Raw genomic sequence first — 19,968 nt, forward strand, 5'->3', positions numbered from 1 at the left:
ACCAGAATCACTCAACAACCAACCGACGCCGGGCAACGCGTGGAGCTTGGCTCGGGATCGGCAGGGTACAAAGCAGCGCAGGGGCACGCTGGGGCAACGATCGGGCACGATCAAATCACGAATTGATTTCTGGATTTCCGCCACCTTGCGGTGGCGGATCGGTGGCCTGCGGCCTCAAACAGCGCTGATGTCCCGCAAGGACAACAGACTTCACGACCTGCGATCTGCCACTAGCGGAGCGACAGCGGAATTGAGCCGACGCCCGTCGGAGCAGCGATACTGGGACAAGAAGAGGAGGATCGAGCAGCTAATCAATGCAAGCGTAGAGCGGCAGACGGCAACTCGAATGTCGACGTGCTTGGCGCGGAGTTAGCGTTACCGGCACCCAAGCATGCCGAAACCAATAATCCGGTTCCTTGATTTTACATTTGGAGATTAAGACTATGGCCGACATCACGATGACGACCCCTGGCACGTTGGACCTGTCGAACGAAGCGAATACCGACGGCAACAGTGCCAACACCAACGACACCATCGTCGGGAGCAACGGTTCCGATACGATCATTGCCGGTGCAAGCACCGAGCAGACCTACATTGTCAATCCATCCGCGCCGGCCAATCACCAGGTAACGGGCGTCGTGCAGGACAACGACACGATCGTCGAGGCATCCGGGACCAACACGCTCACTGGTGGCTACGGCAACGACCATTTCGTGTTCAATATCGACTTCAGTGAGCAGACGACCCTGCACACAGAAACCTACGGTGTTGCCGCGCCAACCCAGCTGAGCGGCGCCAATACCAATGGTGTCTGGAACTCGTATGTCTCCAATCTAAACGAGTGGCGCGCCGACCTGGCGGCGCAACACGGCGCTGACGAACAACAGTCGTCCACTGTCGTCGATTACACCTACAGCTCCGGCAAGACGGTGAAATCGGGTGAAGTCAGCTATGACAACACCTATGCCTGGACCGAGACCACGACGCACACCAACACCAGCACCAACACGATCACCGACTGGGGCAATGGCAACGACTCGATCGTTCTTGCCGGTGTCACCAAGGAAGCATTCGACAGCCACGGCGGCAGCGTGGTTTATGACTCGGTCAACAACCTCACCACGATCCACATCGGGACGTTCAGCATCACGGTGCTTGGCGCCAACGTGAGCGAGAGCGACCTCACGTTCCAGGCCTCTGCCTGGACCTGATCGGCGATCGACGAGGAGGCGCGGTCCATTGGCCGCGCCTCCTTCTCCAAACGTGAGTACTGCCAATGCATGATCATGAGCGCCTCAACTTCCTCGAGCTTGCGCTTCGGCGATCTCGACGGGCTTTTACATGGGCAAGCATCATCGGATTTTTGATCAACCTGCTCGTGCTCACGGTCCCGCTATACATGATGCAGATCTTCGATCGCGTCGTGATCTCCAAGAGCTTCAGTTCGCTCGCCTATCTGACGCTGATCGCCGTCTGCGCCTTGGCCGTCTACGGCGTCTTCGAGACGTTGCGCGGACGTATCCTGGCTAAAACCAGCGTCTGGATCGAGAACGCCGTGGCGCCGCGGCTGCTGCGCCTCAGCATCGAGGCAAGCCTGACCGGGCATCCTTACAAAAGCGAGGCGCTGCGCGATCTCACCACCATGCGCCAGTTCCTGGGCGGCGGCGGCATGCTGGCGTTGCTCGACGCGCCCTGGGCGCCGCTGTTCCTGGTCCTGATTTTCATGCTGCACCCGATGCTCGGGATCTTAAGCATCGTTGGCGGTGTCGTGCTGTTTGTGCTGGCCTGGTTTACCGAACGGTCGTCGCATGCCGATCTTCGCGCGGCCAACAAGCTGTCCGTGCAGTCCTTCCGGACGGCCGATATGGCGATCCGCAACGCCGAAGTCGTCGAAGCCATGGGAATGGCCACGGCCGTCATTGCGAGATGGCTCAGCCTGTCGTGCCAGACCACCGATCTGCAGTCGACGGCGAGCGACCGGGTGGCCGCTATCCATTCGGCCTCCAAAGCGCTGCGGCTGATCCTTCAGATCGCGGTGCTCGGAACGGGGAGTTTTCTGGTGGTGGCCGGCGACCTGTCCGGCGGAGCCATGATTGCGGCATCGACCATCATGGCCAGAGCGCTCGCGCCGGTCGAGATGGCCATCGGCTCCTGGCGTCAGGCCACGTCCGCGCTTGACGCTTACCGGCGTCTGCAAAAATTCGTGACTGCGGTTCGCCCGCGCAGAAACTCCATCGAATTGCCGCGTCCGCAGGGACTGCTGACGGTCGAGAACCTCGGCTACACTGTGCCCGGTATGCCTCGGCCGATTGTCAGCGACGTATCGTTTCAGCTTGATCCCGGCGTTGCGCTCGGAGTTATCGGCCCTTCGGCGGCCGGAAAGTCGTCCTTGATACGGCTCCTGACCGGCGCGATGCGCCCGACGCGGGGAAGCGTGCGACTGGACGGCGCGGAGCTCTGGTCCTGGGATCGCGAGTTGGTCGGGCAGCACGTCGGTTACCTGCCCCAGGATATCGAGCTCTTTGACGGCACCGTGGCCGACAACATCGCCCGGTTGGCAGCCGGCGATCCACGGGCGATCGTCGCTGCGGCCGTGGCCGCGGGCGCCCACGAGATGATCTTGCGGCTGCCAGCAGGATACGAAACCGACATCGGTGAGACCGGCGTGCGCTTGTCCGGTGGACAGCGGCAACGCATCGGGCTCGCGCGCGCGCTCTACGGTTCGCCCGCGCTGGTCCTCCTCGACGAGCCGAATTCGAATCTCGACGCGGACGGCGAGCAGGCGCTCAACGAGGGAATCAGGAAGATCAAGGAGAATGGTGCGACCGTGGTCGTCGTCGGCCACCGGCCCAGCATCATGGTTCACATGGACCGGCTGCTCGTGATGCATGACGGCCGCATCCAGATGTTCGGCTCCAAGAAAGACGTTCTTGACCAACTCGCCAGGCAGAGCATACCGCCGGTCCAGCCGATCCGGGCTCGCCTGCAGACCCCCCAAAGCGCGAGCTGAGCCATGACCGATCACAGCCACGTCGTGCCCGCAGCCCGCATCTCATATGAGACATTGTTGCATGAAGGTCCGAGGATCGTGCGACCGGTGGTCACTTTTCTCTGCGTGACCGCGCTCTTCTTCGGTGGATTGGCCGTTTGGTCAGCGATGGCGCCGTTGGCGTCCGGCGCAGTAACGCAAGGCATGGTCAGGGTCGACACCAACAAGAAGACGATCCAGCATCTCGAGGGTGGGATCATCCGGGAGATCCTGGTGCGCGACGGCGATCGCGTCCGCGCTGGCCAGACCCTGGTCAGGCTCGATCCAATGGCCGTTCAGGCCGATCAGGCCGTGTTGCAGAATCAATCATGGGCGGCGCAACTCGAGGAAGCCAGGTTGCTGGCCGAGCGTGCCGGCCAGGACGATTTCAACATCCCGGCCGCGCTCAAGCCCGTCGCCTCTCGGCGCGACCTGGCGGCGTTGATCTCTGTTCAGCGTAACATTATTCGCAGCCAACGCTCGGCGATGCAGGGCGACATCGACGTGCAAGGCAAGAAAATCGCGCAGCAGCAGGCACAGATCGAATCGCTGAACACGCAGATCGTCTCGACCCAGGAACAGATCAGGCTGTTCAAGGAAGAACTAGCCACCGCGCAGGATCTGCTGGCCAGAGGCTACGAGCGCAAGCCGCGCGTCCTCGGTCTGCAGCGCAGCATTGCGCAGGCCGAAGGCGACCTGAGCTCGCTGAACGGAAGGCTCGAGACCGCCGGCCAGACCATTGCGGAAGTGCGCGCGCAGATCGAGGCCATTCGCAGGCAACGCGACAAGATCATCTCCGACGATCTCGAAAAGGCGCGCTCCAAGAAGGAGGAGGCCGAGCAGCAGCTGCGCAAGGGCGCGGACAAGCTGCGGCGCATCGACGTCGTCGCTCCGCAGGACGGCTATGTCCTCGGACTGAAATTCTTCACGGCAGGCGCAGTCGTCGGCGCCGGGGCGCCCATCCTGGACATCGTCCCGGACAACGAAACTCTGGTGTTGTTTGCCAAGGTCAATCCGCTGGATATCGACGTCGTGCATGAAGGGCTGCCGGCGCAAGTGCGGCTCATCGCGTACAAGCAGCGCATCGTTCCGACGCTCCCCGGGCTCGTGACGCAGGTCTCTGCCGATGCAGTGACGGATGACAACTCGAAAGGCCAGTTCTATACGGCGCGAATTGAAGTGAAACCGGAGGAGCTGTCGCGGATACCCGGCGTGAAGCTTTATCCCGGCATGCCGATCGAAGCGGTCATATTGACTGGTGAACGAACATTGCTGGACTACCTGCTGCGGCCTCTGCTGGACAGCTTCAGCCACTCGTTCCGCGAGCAGTGAAATAGAGGACCAGCGGGCGGCGCCTGGAGGCGCCCCTCGATCCATGCTCTCGCACTCACCTTAACCGCACGCCGACAGTTCACCTCTGCGGAGGGATTATCGAACCTGACTTCAATGAGTGGGTTGCTGGCCTCACCGTGCCGATCTATCAGGCCGCGCCGTAGCAGGTTCTCACTCGGCTTTCTTCCGTGCGATGCTCGCGGCAAACGCCTTCATCAGGTCCGCATCCACCGCCTCGCCTGGCGCGTCCGCGGCGAGATGCTCGAACCAGCGCGCAAAGCCCTCGTAGATCTGGCTGGCGGGATGATCGGGGCCGAGGAAGCCTGATATCTCCCGCATCTCCGCGACCCAGCGATAGGCTTTTGGAAGCATGTCCGGCAGCGCGACTTCGAGCCGGGCCAGAATCGCGGGCTGGCTCAGCGCCAGCTCCTCGCGCAGCGCATCCGCCGCGCCCGCTTTCGTGGCCGCGACCACCATGGCCGAGCCGATACCGGCGAGACCCTTGACGATGCCGGCGTAGGACATCTTCAAAGCCGACGCCGCGCCGACCGGACCCGCGACGATCCGCACGTCGAGGCCGAAATCCCTGAGCACCGCGAGGTCCCTGGCGTGCTCGCCGGACATGTAGAAGGCCGGGCTCTTGCCGCCCGGCTGCGGCGGGAAACCGATGATGCCGCCATCGACGAACGGCGCCTGCGCCGAGCCGATGATCTCCTCGATTCGTTGCACGGTATCGACATTGACGGCGTTGCAATCGACCACGACCGGCTTCTTCTCGCGCCTGACGATCAGCCCGGCCAGCCGTTCGGCCAAAGCCACCGCTTCGCCCGGCGGCACGATCGAGAGAATGATGTCGGCGTCTGCGATCGCGTCGTCCTCGACGCCGACCATGCCGGCGTCAGCGGCGCGTTTGCGCGTCGCTTCACTCCGCCCTTTCAATGACGTCAGCACGCGCGCGCCGTTTTCGCCGAGGCGGCGGGCCACGGCGCTTCCCATGGCACCGGGGGCGAGGATCGCAATAGTCTTGGACATCATGCACTCCAGGTCGAACTCCGAGCGACGCACTCGATTCAACTGGAGACTAGCAGAGGATGCGAACGCCCGCGTGACCGGCGGCCATCCCGCAGAGGAATGGCCCTACTCCACCTTCGCAGGCTGGGGCTGGAGCGTGGACGCATTGGCGATGCGCGCGGCATTCGCCATGCCCGCAAGCGCCGCCGCCTTCTTCGGGTCGGGCGCCGAGCCCGGCTGCACCACGCCGGCCGACATGATCAGCGTCGCGGCGTCCTCGGCGGTGAGGTCGACCTCGATGATCTTGCTCTTGGGCACGTAGAAGAAGAACCCGGTGGTCGGGTTCGGCGAGCACGGCAGGAACACCGAGACGTGCTCCTCCTGGCCCGGCAGGCTGCGGGCGATGTCCTCGTTCGGCGATTGCGAGATCAGCACGATCGACCACATGCCAGGCGAGGGAAACTCGACCAGGCCGACTTTCCGGAAGCTCGAGCCCTTGCCGGAGAACAGCGTCTCGAACACCTGCTTCAGGCCGCGGTAGATGGCGCGCACCGCCGGGATCCGGCCGAGGAAGGTCTCGCCGACATCGACCAGGGTCCGGCCGATCAGATTGGCGGCGAGGAAGCCGACCAGTGTCAGCGTGAAGAATGCGACAACCAGTCCCCAGCCGGGAACGACGTAGGGCAGATAGGTTTCGGGCCGATAGGCCAGCGGCACGAACGGCCGCACCACGCCGTCGACCCAGGTGACGAACCACCAGACCAGATACAGGGTAATCGCGATCGGCCCCGTCACGACGAGGCCGGTCAGGAAATAGTTGCGGAAGCGGCCCATCAGGCCGGTATGCGGTTCCGGCGCGGGATCAAGCGGCGCAGGCGCGTCGTCGCGGGGGGTCATTCGGGTTCCAGGTCGGTCGCTACACTCAAGCTAGGGTCTTCTAGCAGGTTTTGGAAGACCACGAAGCGAGCGCCCCTTGTCCCTTCTGCCTATTCCACGGTCACCGACTTGGCGAGGTTGCGCGGCTGGTCGACGTCGGTGCCCATGATGACAGCCGTGTGATAGGCGAGCAGTTGCACGGGAACGGCGTAGACCATGGGCGTGAACGCCGCCGCCATATCGGGCATGACGATGGTCACGAGCGACTCGACAGTTGCCTCCTCCGCGCCCTTGGCGTCCGTCATCAGGATGATGTTGCCGCCGCGGGCGGCCACCTCCTGCATGTTGGAGACGGTCTTCTCGAACACGCGGTCATAGGGCGCGATCACGACGACCGGCATGGTCTCGTCGATCAGCGCGATCGGCCCGTGCTTGAGCTCGCCGGCGGCGTAGCCCTCGGCGTGGATGTAGGAGATCTCCTTCAGCTTCAGCGCGCCTTCGAGCGCGAGCGGGAAGCTGGTGCCGCGGCCGAGATAGAGCACGTCGCGCGATTTGGCGATCTCACGCGCGAGCTTCTCGATCTGGAGCTCGGTGGTGAGCGCATCCGACATCAAACGCGGAATCTCGACGAGGCCATGAACGAGCTTGGTCTCGTCCTCGTCGGACAGTTCGCCGCGGGCCTTGCCGGCCGCGATCGCAAGGTTTGCCAGCACCATGAGCTGGCAGGTGAAGGCCTTGGTCGAGGCGACGCCGATCTCGGGGCCGGCCAGCGTCTGCAGCACGGTCTCGCTCTCGCGCGCGATCGTGGAGGTCGGCACGTTGACGACGGCGACCGTGTGCACGCCCGCGGCCTTGGCATAGCGCAGCGCGGCCAACGTGTCGGCGGTCTCGCCGGACTGCGAGATGAAGATGGCGAGATCGCCCTTGCGCAGGGGCGCTTCGCGGTAGCGGAATTCGGAGGCGACATCGACCTCGACCGGCACGCGCGCAAAACGCTCGAACCAGTACTTTGCGACGAAGCCGGCATAGCTCGCGGTGCCGCAGGCGGTGATGTTGATGCGCTGGATATCCTTGAAGTCGAACGGCAGCTTGACCGGCAGCGAGACGCGCTCGGTCGCCATGTCGACATAGCGCGCCAGCGTATGGCCGACCACTTCCGGCTGCTCGTGGATCTCCTTCGCCATGAAGTGGCGGTAATTGGCCTTGTCGACCAGCGAAGTCGAGGCGGCGTGCTTGATCTTGTCGCGCTGGACGGCGTTTCCGTCCTTGTCGAAGATGGTGGCGCTGTTGCGGGTCAGCACGACCCAGTCGCCGTCCTCGAGATAGCTGATCGTGTCGGTGAACGGGCCGAGCGCGATGGCGTCGGAGCCGAGATACATCTCGCCGTCGCCGTAGCCGATCGCCAGCGGCGGGCCGTTGCGGGCGCCGATCATGAGGTCGGCGTCGCCGGCGAAGATGAAGCCGAGCGCGAAGGCGCCGCGCAAGCGCGCCAGCGCCAGCTTCACCGCTTCGACGGGCTTGTTGCCGCGCGTGAGCAGATCGTCGACGAGATGCAGTACGATCTCAGTGTCGGTCTCGGTGTGGAACACCGTGCCGTTCTTCTCGAGCTCCTCGCGCAGCTCGCGGAAATTCTCGATGATGCCGTTGTGGACGACGGCGACGCGCTCGGTCGCGTGCGGATGGGCGTTGTTGACGGTCGGCTTGCCGTGGGTGGCCCAGCGGGTGTGACCGATGCCGGTCGTGCCCTTCAGAGGCTCCGCTTCGAGCCGCTTCTCCAAATTCTTCAGCTTGCCCTCGGCGCGGCGGCGCTCGAGATGCTTGCCTTCGAGCGTGGCGACGCCCGCGGAGTCGTAACCGCGATATTCAAGACGTTTGAGCGAATCCACCAATTGCTCTGCAACCGGCTCGCGCCCGAGAATGCCGACAATCCCGCACATGCGGATCAATATCCCCCAAATCGTCGAAAAATCGCCTAAACGACACGCTCGGTTTTTAGCGAAGTTCCCAACGAACCAGATACTCAATAATTATTGCTGATTGAGACAGCACCTCGTCGCGCGACGCTTCGACTGCGTCGAATTGGCCGGCTTTAAACCGCGCGCGTTAACTTGTTGTCAACAAGTTTGGCCAACGATTCCGGGCCAGGAGACCAAGGCCATGAAGAGCTCGTCCGACCGCAAAGGTCTGTCATCGACGTCCGTGCGCGCGAGCGAAACCACCGGCACCCACCTTGCGCATTGGCCGCCGCCCCAGCGCGGCAAGGAAAGCAAGCCGGTCTTCGTCAAGCACGTGCAAGGCGAACCGGCCAAGCGCGCAAAACCGCGCGGCTGGCGGCTGACCCGCGCCATCTTCTCCGAATTCGCCGACGACGAATAGCTACCGCCTCACCACTTCAGCACCAGGGCGAAGACGAGGAAAACGACGAACGCCCAAAACGCCAGTCCGGTGACCAGTGAGGCGATTTCGCTTGGGCGGGGATCGCCGACCTGTTCCAGCACCCATCGTCCCGGCGGCATGATGACGCGCTTGACGAGAAATGAGATCACATCGTCGATGTCCTCGTCGTCCATCAGTGCGCCGCCCTAACAACACCGATCAGGGACCGACACGCAGCCGCTCACTTCTCCGGCTTCTTGCCGCCCGTCTTCATCTCCCGATAGCGCGCAGCGCCGCCTTCCCGGATGGTCTGCTGGTTGCGCTCCAGCGCCATGGCATCGTCGGGCACGTCCTTCGTGATCACCGAGCCGGAGCCGATATAGGCGCCGTTGCCGATTTTCACCGGGGCGACGAGTGAGGAATTGGTACCGACGAAGGCGCCCTGCCCGATGATCGTCTTGTGCTTCTTGAAGCCGTCGTAGTTGCAGGTGATGGTGCCGGCGCCGATGTTGGAATTGGCGCCGACGGTGGCATCGCCAATGTAGGAGAGATGGTTGACCTTGACGCCGGCCTCCAGCGTCGCGGCCTTGGTCTCCACGAAATTGCCGATCCGCGCGCCGTCGCCGAGCGAGGTGCCGGGCCTCAAGCGCGCATAGGGACCGATCGAGACGTTCTTGCCGAGCGTGGTCTGCACGATGTGCGAAAAGGAATGGATCACGGTGCCGTCCGCGATCGACACGCCCGGGCCGATCACCACGAACGGTTCGATGGTGACGTCCTTGCCGAACACGGTATCGGCAGACAGATAGACGGTCTCGGGCGCGATCAGTGTGACGCCCGCCTCCATCGCCGTTTTCCGCAACCGCGCCTGCATCACGCTTTCGGCCTCGGCGAGTTGCGCCTTGGTGTTGATGCCGCGCACCTCGTCCTCGCTGGTTTCGATCACCACGGCGTTCCATCCCTTGTCGCTGATAATGCCGACCGCGTCGGTCAGATAATATTCGCCCTTGGAATTCGCATTGCCGATCTTGCCCAGAATTTCGAGCGCGCGGCGCCCGTCGATCGCCATGACGCCGGCATTGCACAGATCGATCTTGCGCTCCTCGGCGCTGGCATCGGCCTGCTCGCGGATCGCGACCAGGCGGTCGCCCTCGACGATGAAACGGCCATAGCCGGTGGGATCGGCAGCGCGGAAACCGAGCGCGGCGATCGCCGCACCGTTCGCGAGCGGCGCGCGCAGCCGCGCGAAGGTCTCCGCCGAGATCAGCGGCGTGTCGCCGAAGGCAATGAGCAGATCGTCAACGCCCCGCGCGATCGCCTCGCGCGCCGCCAGCACCGCATGCGCGGTGCCGAGCCGCTCGCTCTGCACGAAAGTGAGCGCGTCGGGGCGGATGCGCCTCGCCTCGTCCGCCACCGCCTGATGGTCGGGACCGATCACGACGGCGAGCGAGGTGCCGGTTCCCTCGGGGGCGGCGGCGAGCACATGCGCAAGCAGGCTCTGGTGTGCGACGGGATGCAGCACTTTCGGCAGGTGTGAGCGCATGCGCGTGCCTTCGCCGGCGGCGAGCACGATCGTGAGGCTGGAACGGGCGGTCATCAAGATCCTGTCAAAATACGGCCGAATCGATTGGCGCGGCAGGCCGATGCCGTCATGAGCTACCCCGTCTTGCTACCCCCGCAAATGCCCGGAATTCAAGTGCGACAGGGTTTTCCTGTTAATGTTCCCTGATTGATTCGGGGAAGCTGTTCGGGGCTGGGCACTTAACGTTCATGGCAAAGGATTCCGACCCACTGGCGGATGCGTTCGGCGAAAAGGAGACCGGCGGGCTGTTCTCCGGGCTTGTAGCCGAGGAAAGCGCGCAGGATCGCCGCGCCACGATGTGGCGGCTGGGCTCGTGGGGCGTGGCCGCCGTCGGCGCCGTCGTGCTGGCCGTGATGGCCAACCAGGCCCAGCTCGGCTGGCGGCGCGACCAGGTTGCGTCGTCCGATCTGTCGCGCCAGGCCGACCGGCTCCAGATGCTGACCAAGGAGAGCCAGAACGAGGCCCGGCGCCTCGCCTCCGCCATCGAGACGCTGAACACCGATCGCGACCGGCTCTATTCGCGCGTCACCGTGCTGGAGCAGGGCATGGATTCCGTCACCGGCGCCATCGCCAAGCAGAGTGCGGCAACACCGCAGGCGTCCGCCGTGAAGCCGCAGGACGCACCAGGTTTGGTCGGGCCACCGGCACCCAGCGTCGCACCGGTCGCCTCGACGCCGGCGCCAGTCAACGACAAGCCGCGCACCGAGGCTGCAAAAGACCCCTCGAAGGATTCCGCCAAGGAGCAGTTGGCCCCGCAGACTGCTGCCGCGGCCTCGCTGGTGTCGCAGTCGCCGTTGACAAATTCGCCTCTGCCGACGCTGCCGCTGGTGCCCTCCAAGTCGATCATGGCGCCGCCCGATCCGGCCGCATCGAAACTGATGCAGCCCGAGACCAATGCGAAGGCCATTGAGAAGACGACCGAGGGGGCCGTTGAGAAGAAGCCCGAGCCAGCGCCCGCCCCCACCGACGTCGCAGCGGTAGCAGCCAAGCCTGAGACGACTGAAAACGAGTCACCGGCGATCGCAGTCCAGCAGACGCGCTTTGCGATCGACCTCGGCGGCGCCAACTCGATCGACGGCCTGCGCGCGCTCTGGCGCGGCCTGACCAAGTCCAATCCGGAAGTCGCAGCGCTTCGTCCGATCATCATGATCAAGGAAGGCAACAACGGTTTCGGCATGCAGCTTCGCTTGGGGGCCGGCCCCCTGATCAACGCCGCTGCCGCCGCAAAGCTCTGCGCGGGCCTCGCCGAGAACGACCGCCATTGCGAGACCACCGTGTTCGACGGCCAGCGGCTGTCGATGCGCGGCGGAACAGACAAGGGGCAGGAGAAGGGACAGGAGAAGTCCCAGGACAGGGTTCAGGAGAAGAACGCCGAGAAGACCCAGGACTCGACACCGCAAGCCGAGACTGCGCCGGTACCTGCGCCGACTGCAAAACCGGACAAGCGCCGCCGCAGCTACTCCTCAAAGCGCTCCTCAAAGCGCGAGGAGCCCGCGCCTGCACCACCTCCGGCACAGCCGCCGGCCGCACAGGCAAAGCCGGAGACGGCATCGGCGGGATCGACGTTGTCATCGTTCTTCAGGCGGTAGCGGTAGCGGTAGCGCTTGCGGCTCACCCGGATCGAAGCGCCCCCACCTGAATGCGCGATGAATGCCTGCGTCGTCTTGCGCGCGCAGATGGCCCCAATTTTCGCTCAGCCAGAGCAACCGCCCGCCGATTGCCAAGTTATCCCGGTCGTGAACCGGAGCAGCCGACGCGCAATCGTTCGTGCTCGTCTCCATGACCAAGGGAGATACATACGTGAAGAAATTCATCATCGCGGCGGCCGCGCTTCTGGCCGCATCTTCGGCGTTCGCGCAAACAACCAAATCGCCGGGTGCGTCGAGCAACGCGCCGGGTCAGCAGATGCAGAACACGACGAAGCCGTCGACCGGCCCCGGTGCCTCGGAATATACACCTGGTCACCAGACCAATACCACCGCCGGACCCGGCCATTCGGAAAGCGCACCCGGACAGAAGACGCGCCACACCACGGGCTCGAGCACCAGCAAGAAGTAAGCCGCCAAGCCACGCATCTGCGACAGCCGGCGCCCTGAACAATGCCGCGCCGGCTGTCCCTCGTCTCAACCATCACAACACCAATATCGTCGGGCAAATCCGCAGGAAACCTGCACCTCCCCTGTTGCCCCCTCCCGTCATCTCGACCATATTGCGCCCATGACAAAAAAGCCCTTCCGCCTCACGCCCTACCAGGTGCAGTTCCTGATCGTCGTCGGCTTCGTATCCGTCGGCTATGCGATCTATCTTCGCTATCTCGGCATCGAGAACTCGACCGTCGGGCTCGCCTGCGATGCCGGCTTGCAGACGCTGATGTGCAAGGCGCGCTCGGTCTCGACCGTGCTGTTCAAGAATTCGGTGTTCGGAATCACCGCACTGGTGGTTGCGACGCTGAACCTGATGCGGCCGTCGATCGTGCTGCTCACCGTCGGCATCATCGCCGCCGGGCTCGGCATCGTGCTCTACAACGTCGTGCTGTCGGGCCTTGCGATCGGCCTGTTCATTCTTGGATTTGCTCGGCCCGCGCCCGCCACAGCGTGAGCGCGAACAGCAAATAGATCGCGCAGGTCCACAGCGACTGCCAGTTCTCGCGGCCCTCGTTGAAGAGCACAAAGACGGCCGACAGCGTCAGCACGCCCGCGAACACCGCTTCCGCGATCGGACGCTGGCCGATCTGGGGCCGGTTCAACATCAGCAGCGCAAACGGTACCACCGCCATCGTCAACGCGGCGTAGGGGAAATCCTTGTAGCGCGGGTCGAACACGAAACCCAGCGCGGTCTGCGCTGCGATCACCGCGGTCACCGCCAGCGTCAGGCCGAGCACGGCGGTGAGCTTCGACCATTTGCGGCCCTCACGCGGGCCGAGGAGATCGAGGAAGGTCGGAAGGCTGCGGCCGATCACCATCGCCTGCGCGCAGAAGATCGGTGACAGAATGCCGGCGAGCAGCAGCGCGCCCCACAGCAGCCAGCCGCCGATGCCGTAGCTCTCATAGTACATCTTGTCGGCGCCGACCCCGAGCAGGCTGCCCGCTGACGTCGCCGAGATGGCGACGCCGAGCCAGGCCGAGAAGCGCGGCGTCCACGGCCGCCGGCGCAGCGTCAGGCCGGCGACCGCGAACACCAGCACGCAGAGGCCCATGCCCGCGCCCATGTACCATTTCCAGTACGGGAAATTGCTGATCGGCTGCCCCGGCGGATATTTCAGGTTCCGGCGTACGGAGTCATAGAGCCCCCAATAGCCACCGACGGTGCCCTCCAGCTTGCGTTTCCACGGCTGGTCGTAGGACTCGATCAGGTTGACGCGGAACTTGTTCGCTTTCGCCAGGCCCAGGATTTCCGAGACGACGCGCGCCTGGTTGGTACGCGACGGCAGCGCGCCCTCGCGCATGCGCCCTTCGCTCGGCCAGCCGGTCTCGCCGATCAGGATTTCCTTGCCGGGGAACGCCACGGCCATGCGCTCGCGGATCGCCTCGACATGGCTTGCCGCGAATTTCGCGCGGACCGGAACGTCTTCCCAATAGGGCAGGATATGGATCGTGACGAAGTCGACGGCGTCATAGACCTCGCGATTCCTGAGCCAGTACTCCCAGACGTCGGCATAGGTGACGGGCACGCTGACCTGCGCCTTCACCGAGCGGATGATGGAGACGAGGTCGGCCGTCGTCATCTCGCCGCGCAGCAGCACCTCGTTGCCGACGACGAGCGAGGTGATGAGGTCGGGGAATTGCTTGGTGAGGCGGACAGCGAGCGCGACCTGCTCGAAATTCTTGCTGCGGTTGCTGGAGAGCCAGATGCCCTGGAGCACCTTCAGCCCGCCGACCCTGGCGGCGATCGCCGGTACCTGGTCGAGCCCGTTCTCCATCGAATAGGTGCGGACGCAGCCGGTGATCTCCTTGAGCTGGCGCAGGTCCTGCTCGATCTGGTCGGCCTCGATATGGGTCCATGCGTCCAGCGGCGATTGCTCGCCGCGGAACGGCGCGTAGGACACGCATTGGACCTTTTCGGCGGGATCGATCGGTGCGCGTGCGAGCGTGATCGGCGTCGCCAACCACCACCACACGGCAGCAATCGCGCCCAGTGAAACGAGCAGAAGCGCCAGTGGCGTACGAAGAGAAATCGGTTCCGTCCTCCGCGAAGGGTCAGTCGATTACCTGCTCGCACGCCATCTGCCAAGGGGTGATGACCGCGCGGATCCGCTCCTCCCCCAAAAGGAATTTGGCTGCGGCCGTTCGACAGAGGCCTAGGATCGTGACTTTGCTGGACAAAATTCGAAATTCAGGTCATGGACTCGGAAAGACTTTTCCGCCGCATTGGAGACCCATTTGGACGCCATCACCGGCGCGTCCGCGGGATCCGGACGCGGACGGTCAGCGGATATATTGGGGAATTCATGCGGCAACGGGTGTTCGAGTCACGAAATGCGGTCCTGCGGCTGTTCGCCGCCACCTTGGCCGTTTCCTCCCTGGTCCTCCTGATCGGTATCGCCGGCGCCTCCGCCCAGAGCGGCACCCCCGCCCCGGACCAGGGCAAGGCCGCCGCCCAGCCCGCCGACGCTGCCGCCAAGGACGCCGCCCAGAACCAGCGCCGCACCGACGAGTTCGCCGAGGCTGCCCAGGTCATCAACGGCCCGGCCGGCAACCCCGAATGCGTTTGGCTCGGCCGGCGCGTGGTGCGCTTGATGTGGCGGGATGACCTCGATACCGCGTTCCGCCATCTCGACCTCTACGACCGCTTCGGCTGCCCCGGCGGCCACATCCAGGCTGCGTTCCGCTGCCTGACCCGGTTTGGCGGCCAGATCGATCCCAAGGTTGCCGAGACCCTGGACAGCCGCGTGCACGCCTGCTGGATCAATCCGGCATCGCAGCCGCAGCAGGCGGCAGCGAGCGCCTCGCAAGCCCCGGCGGCGCCGACCACCGGCAACTCGCAGCCGCAGCCGGCCGCGAGCCCCTCGCCTGCGGCAAGCCCGACACCGGCGCCCCAGAAATAACCTCGGGTCGTTTCAGCCGCCGTTCAGGAACGATCGGCCATAGACACGGTTGGCACTGCCGCACATTCCGAAACCGGTCACGCCCTCATAAGGTCATGAGGCCATGACAGTTGAGAAACCGCGCGGCAGAGGTATGCTCCATTTGCCGCGGACTTGGTCGGATCTCGGGGTCGGATCCGCTTCCCTGCCCCCTCAGCCCCTTTTGGTTTAGCCGCGATGCGCGTTGTCGCCGCCGTTCTGTTGCTCGTGTCCGCGCTCCACGCCGGCCTCTGGGGAGTCCTGCGCGACAAGGAACCCGCGCCGGACTTCAAGGGCCTATTGCCGAGCCTTTCGTATACGCCGTTCGAACCGGGACATGTCATCGACACCAACGTCGATCCCGACAAGATTCGCGCCGATATGAAAAAGCTCTCGACCCTCACGCGGGCCATCCGGTCTTACTCCGCGACGGAAGGCAACGAGTTGGTGCCGCCGATCGCCGCCGAGTTCGGTCTCAAGGTCACGGTCGGCGCGTGGATCGACAAGGACGAGGATCGCAACAAGCGGGAGATCACGGCCGCCATCGAGCTTGCCCGCAAGAACAGCAACGTGAACGGCATCGTGGTCGGCAATGAGGTGATCTTCCGCGGCGAGCAGAAGGTCGACGACCTCATCGACAAGATCAAGAAGGTCAAGGGCGCGGTCCGCGTGCCCGTGACCACCGGTGAGATCTGGAACATCTGGCGCGACAATCCCGACCTCGGCTCCAACGTCGACTTCATCGCCGCCCACGTGCTGCCTTACTGGGAAAACTTCCGCTCGGACCAGGCGGTCGACCAGGCCGTGGACCGCTACAATCTGTTGCGTAACCTGTTCCCCGGCAAGCGCATCGTGATCGCCGAATTCGGCTGGCCGAGCGCGGGCTACAATCTGCGCAATGCAGACCCCGGGCAGTTCCAGCAGGCGCTGACTCTGCGCAACTTCGTCAGCCGCGCCGAGGCCCTCGGCATGGAATACAACATCGTCGAGGCCATCGATCAGCCCTGGAAATTCTTCGAAGGCGGCGTCGGTCCGTACTGGGGCATCCTCAACGCCAACCGCGAGCCCAAATTCGCCTGGACCGGGCCGGTGGAGAATCTCGACTACTGGAAGCTGATGGGTGTAGCGCTGCTGGTCGGCGTCCTGCTGTCGCTGCCGATCCTGCGGCTGGAGCAGCCGACCGCGAAGCAGGCGTTCCTGCTGTCGGCCACCGCCAACGGAGTCGGCGCCTGGGCCGCGACCGTGTTCGCGTTCTGGAACGGCCACTATTTCATCTTCGGCTCGGCCTTCGCGCTGACGCTCGGCATGATCCTCCTTGTTCCCCTCGTGCTGATCGCGATGGCGCGCATCGACGAGATTGCGGCGGTAGCTTTGGGCCGGCCGCCGCAGCGGCTGCTCTCCAAGGGCAAGCCGGTCGAGAACGTGCCCGAGAATTACTACCCGAAGGTCTCGATCCACATCCCGGCTTATTTCGAGCCGGTCGAGATGCTCAAGCAGACGCTCGATGCGCTGTCGCGGCTGAACTATCCGAACTACGAATGCGTCGTCATCATCAACAACACGCCCGATCCCGCCTTCTGGCAGCCGATCCAGGACCATTGCCGCGCGCTCGGTGAACGCTTCAAGTTCATCAACGCCGAGAAGGTGCAGGGCTTCAAGGCCGGCGCGCTGCGCATCGCGATGGACCGCACCGCGGCCGACGCCGAGATCATCGGCATCCTCGATGCCGACTATGTCGTCGATCCCGACTGGCTCAAGGACCTCGTGCCGGCCTTTGCCGACCCGCGCGTCGGCCTCGTGCAGGCGCCGCAGGAGCATCGCGACGGCGACCTGTCGATCATGCACTACATCATGAACGGCGAATATGCCGGCTTCTTCGACATCGGCATGGTCCAGCGCAACGAGCTCAACGCCGTCATCGTGCACGGCACGATGTGCCTGATCCGCCGCGCCGCGATGGACATGGCCGGCGGCTGGTCGTCCGACACGATCTGCGAAGATTCGGATCTCGGCCTTGCGATCCAGGAGCTCGGCTGGACCACCCACTACACCAACCACCGCTACGGCCAGGGCCTGCTCCCCGACACCTACGAAGCCTTCAAGAAGCAGCGGCACCGCTGGGCCTATGGCGGCCTCCAGATCGTCAAGAAGCACTGGCGCCAATTCCTCCCCGGCCGCAGCCGGCTGACGCCCGACCAGAAGCGCGAATACGGTCTCGGCTGGCTGAACTGGCTGGGGGCCGAAAGCCTCGGCGTGGTCGTGGCGCTGCTCAACCTCGTCTGGGTGCCAATCGTCGCCTTTGCCGACATCGCCATTCCCGACAAGATTTTGACACTGCCGATCATCGGCGCCTTCATCGTCTCGCTGGCGCACTTCCTGTCGATGTACCGCCTGCGCGTCGCGATCAAACCCGGCCAGATGCTGGGCGCGATGATCGCGGCGATGAGCGTGCAATGGACGGTGTCGCGCGCGGTCGCGCAAGGACTGATCACCGAGCACATCGCGTTCGCGCGCACCTCCAAGGGTGGCCTTAGCCGGATGTCGATCGAGTTCCAGGCGTTCTGGGAGGCCGTGATCGGCACCCTGCTCCTGATCGGCGCCGGCGTGCTGGTCGCCTCCAACTCTTTCCGCCAGATCACCGAGATCTACATCTTCGCCGGCGTGCTGGTGCTGCAGAGCCTGCCGTTCCTGGCGGCGGTCGCGATCGCCATCCTCGAGCTCAGCCGCATCAACTCGTTCCAGTTCTGGCGCGACAGCGCGATCCGCTCCGCCGAGCTGATCGGCCTTCGCCCCGTCGCCCTGCCGACCCACGCCGGTACGCCGCAGCCGGTGCCGAACGAGGTGCGGCGGGAGACGAAGTGATCAGCCTCTGCGCCAGCCTTTGACCTCGTGATTAAAAGTCACGTGGTCTTTGGCGTGGACGACGGCCCGCCAATCGGGTTGAGAATTCCGCCCTAAGCTGCGGATGCCACGAGCAAATCCCCGCTCCTGCCACGAGTTTCGGCAACCACCCCCGCTATTGACCTCCGCAGCCACTCCCCCTACACAGCGCGGGCCGACAGCATGATCCGGAAACAGCCGGTTTTCCCCGCGACGCAAGTTTGAGCGCAGCGGCAAGACATGCTTCTCGAATGTCCGAAGTCGATGGCGACTCTTCAAAGCCATCAGCGGCCATGGGAGCGCGTAGCTCAGCCGGTAGAGCACGTGACTTTTAATCACGGGGTCCTGGGTTCGAGCCCCAGCGCGCTCACCAAAGCCAGGCACTCAGAACTTAGTGCAAGAACTCTACGGTCAATCCCCGTCCCCTCGCATCTGCGACGCGCGGCGGCCGGCTAAGCGCTATCGGCGAGAGTGCGCCAGTGGTGAACCCGCGGGCCAGATAGCGCGGACATAGTCCCAAGCGATTTTTCTTGCCCTATCCTCAGCTCTCCGGCGCGGCCACCGTCGCCGGCGCACTCAGCGGAGCGCCCCCCACCGAAACCGGCCCCACCGATGTCGACGGCCGAACCACCATCCGCTTGCGCATCGCGGCGGAGAGTCCATAGCGGGCGTTCGCCTTTCGAATGGAGGACGTGACGTCCGACATCATCACGTTTTGCAGCGAGTCGACCTTCGCGATGAGCGTGGACAGCTGTGACGATATCTTCCTCACATCGACCCGTTCGTCCGTGATGCTTTGGCGCAGAGACAGGAGCACCATCGAATCCTGCTGATGCAGAGCCGCATTTTGCTGCAAGGCGTCATTGCTCTCCTGGAGCGAGGCCGTATGTTGCTGCTGGGCCGACTGGATGTCCTTCAGGGCAGCGATAACCGGATCCGGCTTTGGCACGGGAGCGTCCCGGCGCGGAAGCAGTTCAGCCAGGCTGCCGACGGCCCTGGACGAGAAATCAGATGGCAATGTGGAGATGGCCGCCGCGCCGTTGATGGCTAGCGCACACACCGACAATGCCAGGACCCGGCTGGACCGCTTGAGCGGTGCCGTAGCTTCCACGGCTGCCGGTTCAGGCGCTGCGGCGAGCGCGAGTGCTGCGGGGTCGAGTTCTTCGACGAGGCCCTGTTGTTCGACGAGGCCCTGCGCTTCGGATGTCGTGGTCATCTGCATTGACCTCAATGAGCGGGCAAAAGGAGGCCATCGCCGGAACGTCCTCGCGACGCCTCCTTTACGCAGCACTCACTTACGCAACTGCCTAAAATTGTGAGCTTTTTGGCTTAATTCCACGTTAGCGACGCGGCCACCCGGCCACCCCGGCCGAATACGGGGTCCATGCGGTGGAACAGCCCTACAAGGCCGCAGACAGCTCCTTCAAAAGGTGTAAGATTCAGGAAAACAGGGAGGAACGGCATGTTTGAAATCAGCGGTTTCGACACGGCAGGCGTCGTCAGCCTCAAGCGGGATTCACTTGCGGCCGCCCTCAAGAAGGCCAGAGAGCTGATCGAGGACGGCTGCTGGGACGTTCAGATCGTCGATCCCGCCGGCCGGGTCTACACCTCGTTCGAGGAGCAGGCCGCTTAGGCCGCCCCGCCTCCGGCGGCGATCCAAATGAAAACCCCGGCGCCTGGTAGGCAGCGCCGGGGTGTTTTCAAAATATCAATCAGTAAGGCAATGCGGCGTTCATAGCAGCGGCCGCGGCGATCGAATGTGAACTGGTTCACACGGCGCCGCCGATCTTTCGACATCGCTATGGCTGTCCGTCCCGGCCG

Annotated in this window: 17 protein-coding genes and 1 tRNA gene; 11 read left to right on the top strand and 7 right to left on the bottom strand. The window is 64.2% G+C overall.

From position 1 onward, the window contains the following. The first annotated feature begins 443 nt into the window (after positions 1-443). The 3 genes from I3J27_RS19640 to I3J27_RS19650 all read left to right on the top strand — a co-directional run bounded on the left by I3J27_RS19640 (position 444) and on the right by I3J27_RS19650 (position 4,360). Positions 444-1,211, top strand: coding sequence for a hypothetical protein (locus I3J27_RS19640; protein ID WP_270160084.1), 768 nt, complete (start codon positions 444-446; stop codon positions 1,209-1,211). A 65-nt stretch (positions 1,212-1,276) separates the two neighbouring features. Next, positions 1,277-3,010, top strand: a complete 1,734-nt coding sequence (locus I3J27_RS19645) for a type I secretion system permease/ATPase (protein ID WP_270160085.1) — start codon at positions 1,277-1,279, stop codon at positions 3,008-3,010. A gap of 3 nt (positions 3,011-3,013) precedes the next feature. Continuing rightward, positions 3,014-4,360 carry an HlyD family type I secretion periplasmic adaptor subunit gene (locus I3J27_RS19650; protein WP_270160086.1) on the top strand — a complete coding sequence of 449 codons (1,347 nt, stop codon included), beginning with the start codon at positions 3,014-3,016 and terminating at the stop codon, positions 4,358-4,360. 171 nt (positions 4,361-4,531) lie between these two features. Here I3J27_RS19650 and I3J27_RS19655 read toward each other — a convergent pair whose 3' ends face one another. The 3 genes from I3J27_RS19655 to glmS all read right to left on the bottom strand — a co-directional run bounded on the left by I3J27_RS19655 (position 4,532) and on the right by glmS (position 8,184). Then, a complete protein-coding gene (locus I3J27_RS19655; RefSeq protein ID WP_270160087.1) occupies positions 4,532-5,392 on the bottom strand; it encodes an NAD(P)-dependent oxidoreductase in 861 nt (286 codons plus the stop codon). A 105-nt stretch (positions 5,393-5,497) separates the two neighbouring features. Beyond that, positions 5,498-6,268 carry a DUF502 domain-containing protein gene (locus I3J27_RS19660; protein WP_270160088.1) on the bottom strand — a complete coding sequence of 257 codons (771 nt, stop codon included), beginning with the start codon at positions 6,266-6,268 and terminating at the stop codon, positions 5,498-5,500. Between the two features lie 89 nt (positions 6,269-6,357). Next, a complete protein-coding gene (glmS, locus tag I3J27_RS19665; RefSeq protein ID WP_270160089.1) occupies positions 6,358-8,184 on the bottom strand; it encodes a glutamine--fructose-6-phosphate transaminase (isomerizing) in 1,827 nt (608 codons plus the stop codon). A 220-nt stretch (positions 8,185-8,404) separates the two neighbouring features. On the opposite strand from glmS, the gene I3J27_RS19670 reads away from it, so the two are divergent. Next, positions 8,405-8,623: a hypothetical protein gene (locus tag I3J27_RS19670; protein WP_270160090.1), complete on the top strand. Its 219-nt coding sequence runs from the start codon at positions 8,405-8,407 to the stop codon at positions 8,621-8,623. Positions 8,624-8,631: 8 nt separating this feature from the next. On the opposite strand, the gene I3J27_RS19675 is transcribed toward I3J27_RS19670, so the two are convergent. Together I3J27_RS19675 and glmU are read right to left on the bottom strand one after the other, a co-directional pair. Continuing rightward, on the bottom strand, positions 8,632-8,817 hold the full coding sequence (locus tag I3J27_RS19675) for a hypothetical protein (RefSeq protein WP_270160091.1): 186 nt from the start codon (positions 8,815-8,817) through the stop codon (positions 8,632-8,634). Between the two features lie 47 nt (positions 8,818-8,864). Then, positions 8,865-10,220, bottom strand: a complete 1,356-nt coding sequence (gene glmU, locus I3J27_RS19680) for a bifunctional UDP-N-acetylglucosamine diphosphorylase/glucosamine-1-phosphate N-acetyltransferase GlmU (protein WP_270160092.1) — start codon at positions 10,218-10,220, stop codon at positions 8,865-8,867. A gap of 173 nt (positions 10,221-10,393) precedes the next feature. On the opposite strand from glmU, the gene I3J27_RS19685 reads away from it, so the two are divergent. From I3J27_RS19685 to I3J27_RS19695, 3 genes are all read left to right on the top strand, one after another. Continuing rightward, entirely contained in the window at positions 10,394-11,794 is a 1,401-nt protein-coding gene (locus I3J27_RS19685; RefSeq protein WP_270160093.1) for a hypothetical protein, read from the top strand. A 211-nt stretch (positions 11,795-12,005) separates the two neighbouring features. Then, positions 12,006-12,263, top strand: coding sequence for a hypothetical protein (locus tag I3J27_RS19690; RefSeq protein ID WP_270160094.1), 258 nt, complete (start codon positions 12,006-12,008; stop codon positions 12,261-12,263). Between the two features lie 159 nt (positions 12,264-12,422). Beyond that, the gene (locus I3J27_RS19695) at positions 12,423-12,803 is read left to right on the top strand and encodes a hypothetical protein (protein ID WP_270160095.1); all 381 of its coding nucleotides are present in this window, start codon (positions 12,423-12,425) and stop codon (positions 12,801-12,803) included. On the opposite strand, the gene I3J27_RS19700 is transcribed toward I3J27_RS19695, so the two are convergent. Next, on the bottom strand, positions 12,763-14,322 hold the full coding sequence (locus I3J27_RS19700; protein WP_270160096.1) for a glycoside hydrolase family 17 protein: 1,560 nt from the start codon (positions 14,320-14,322) through the stop codon (positions 12,763-12,765). The two genes, I3J27_RS19695 and I3J27_RS19700, sit on opposite strands and share 41 nt — an antisense overlap. Before the next feature lie 330 nt (positions 14,323-14,652). Between I3J27_RS19700 and I3J27_RS19705 the strand changes: the two genes are divergently transcribed. The 3 genes from I3J27_RS19705 (at position 14,653) to I3J27_RS19715 (ending at position 18,520) form a co-directional block, all read left to right on the top strand. Next, a complete protein-coding gene (locus tag I3J27_RS19705) occupies positions 14,653-15,249 on the top strand; it encodes a beta-1-3, beta-1-6-glucan biosynthesis protein (protein WP_270160097.1) in 597 nt (198 codons plus the stop codon). Between the two features lie 216 nt (positions 15,250-15,465). Then, positions 15,466-18,129 (top strand): glycosyltransferase, encoded by a 2,664-nt coding sequence (locus I3J27_RS19710; protein WP_270160098.1) that lies wholly within the window; start codon positions 15,466-15,468, stop codon positions 18,127-18,129. A gap of 315 nt (positions 18,130-18,444) precedes the next feature. Next, positions 18,445-18,520: transfer RNA gene (locus I3J27_RS19715), tRNA-Lys, on the top strand. A 168-nt stretch (positions 18,521-18,688) separates the two neighbouring features. On the opposite strand, the gene I3J27_RS19720 is transcribed toward I3J27_RS19715, so the two are convergent. Then, complete coding sequence (locus I3J27_RS19720; RefSeq protein ID WP_270160099.1) at positions 18,689-19,369, bottom strand: hypothetical protein; 681 nt, start codon at positions 19,367-19,369, stop codon at positions 18,689-18,691. A 240-nt stretch (positions 19,370-19,609) separates the two neighbouring features. Here I3J27_RS19720 and I3J27_RS19725 point away from each other — a divergent pair, with 240 nt between their 5' ends. Next, on the top strand, positions 19,610-19,780 hold the full coding sequence (locus I3J27_RS19725; protein ID WP_270160100.1) for a hypothetical protein: 171 nt from the start codon (positions 19,610-19,612) through the stop codon (positions 19,778-19,780). The last annotated feature ends 188 nt before the right edge of the window (positions 19,781-19,968 follow it).

Origin of the sequence: Bradyrhizobium xenonodulans, assembly GCF_027594865.1 — a bacterium.
Lineage (GTDB): Bacteria > Pseudomonadota > Alphaproteobacteria > Rhizobiales > Xanthobacteraceae > Bradyrhizobium > Bradyrhizobium xenonodulans.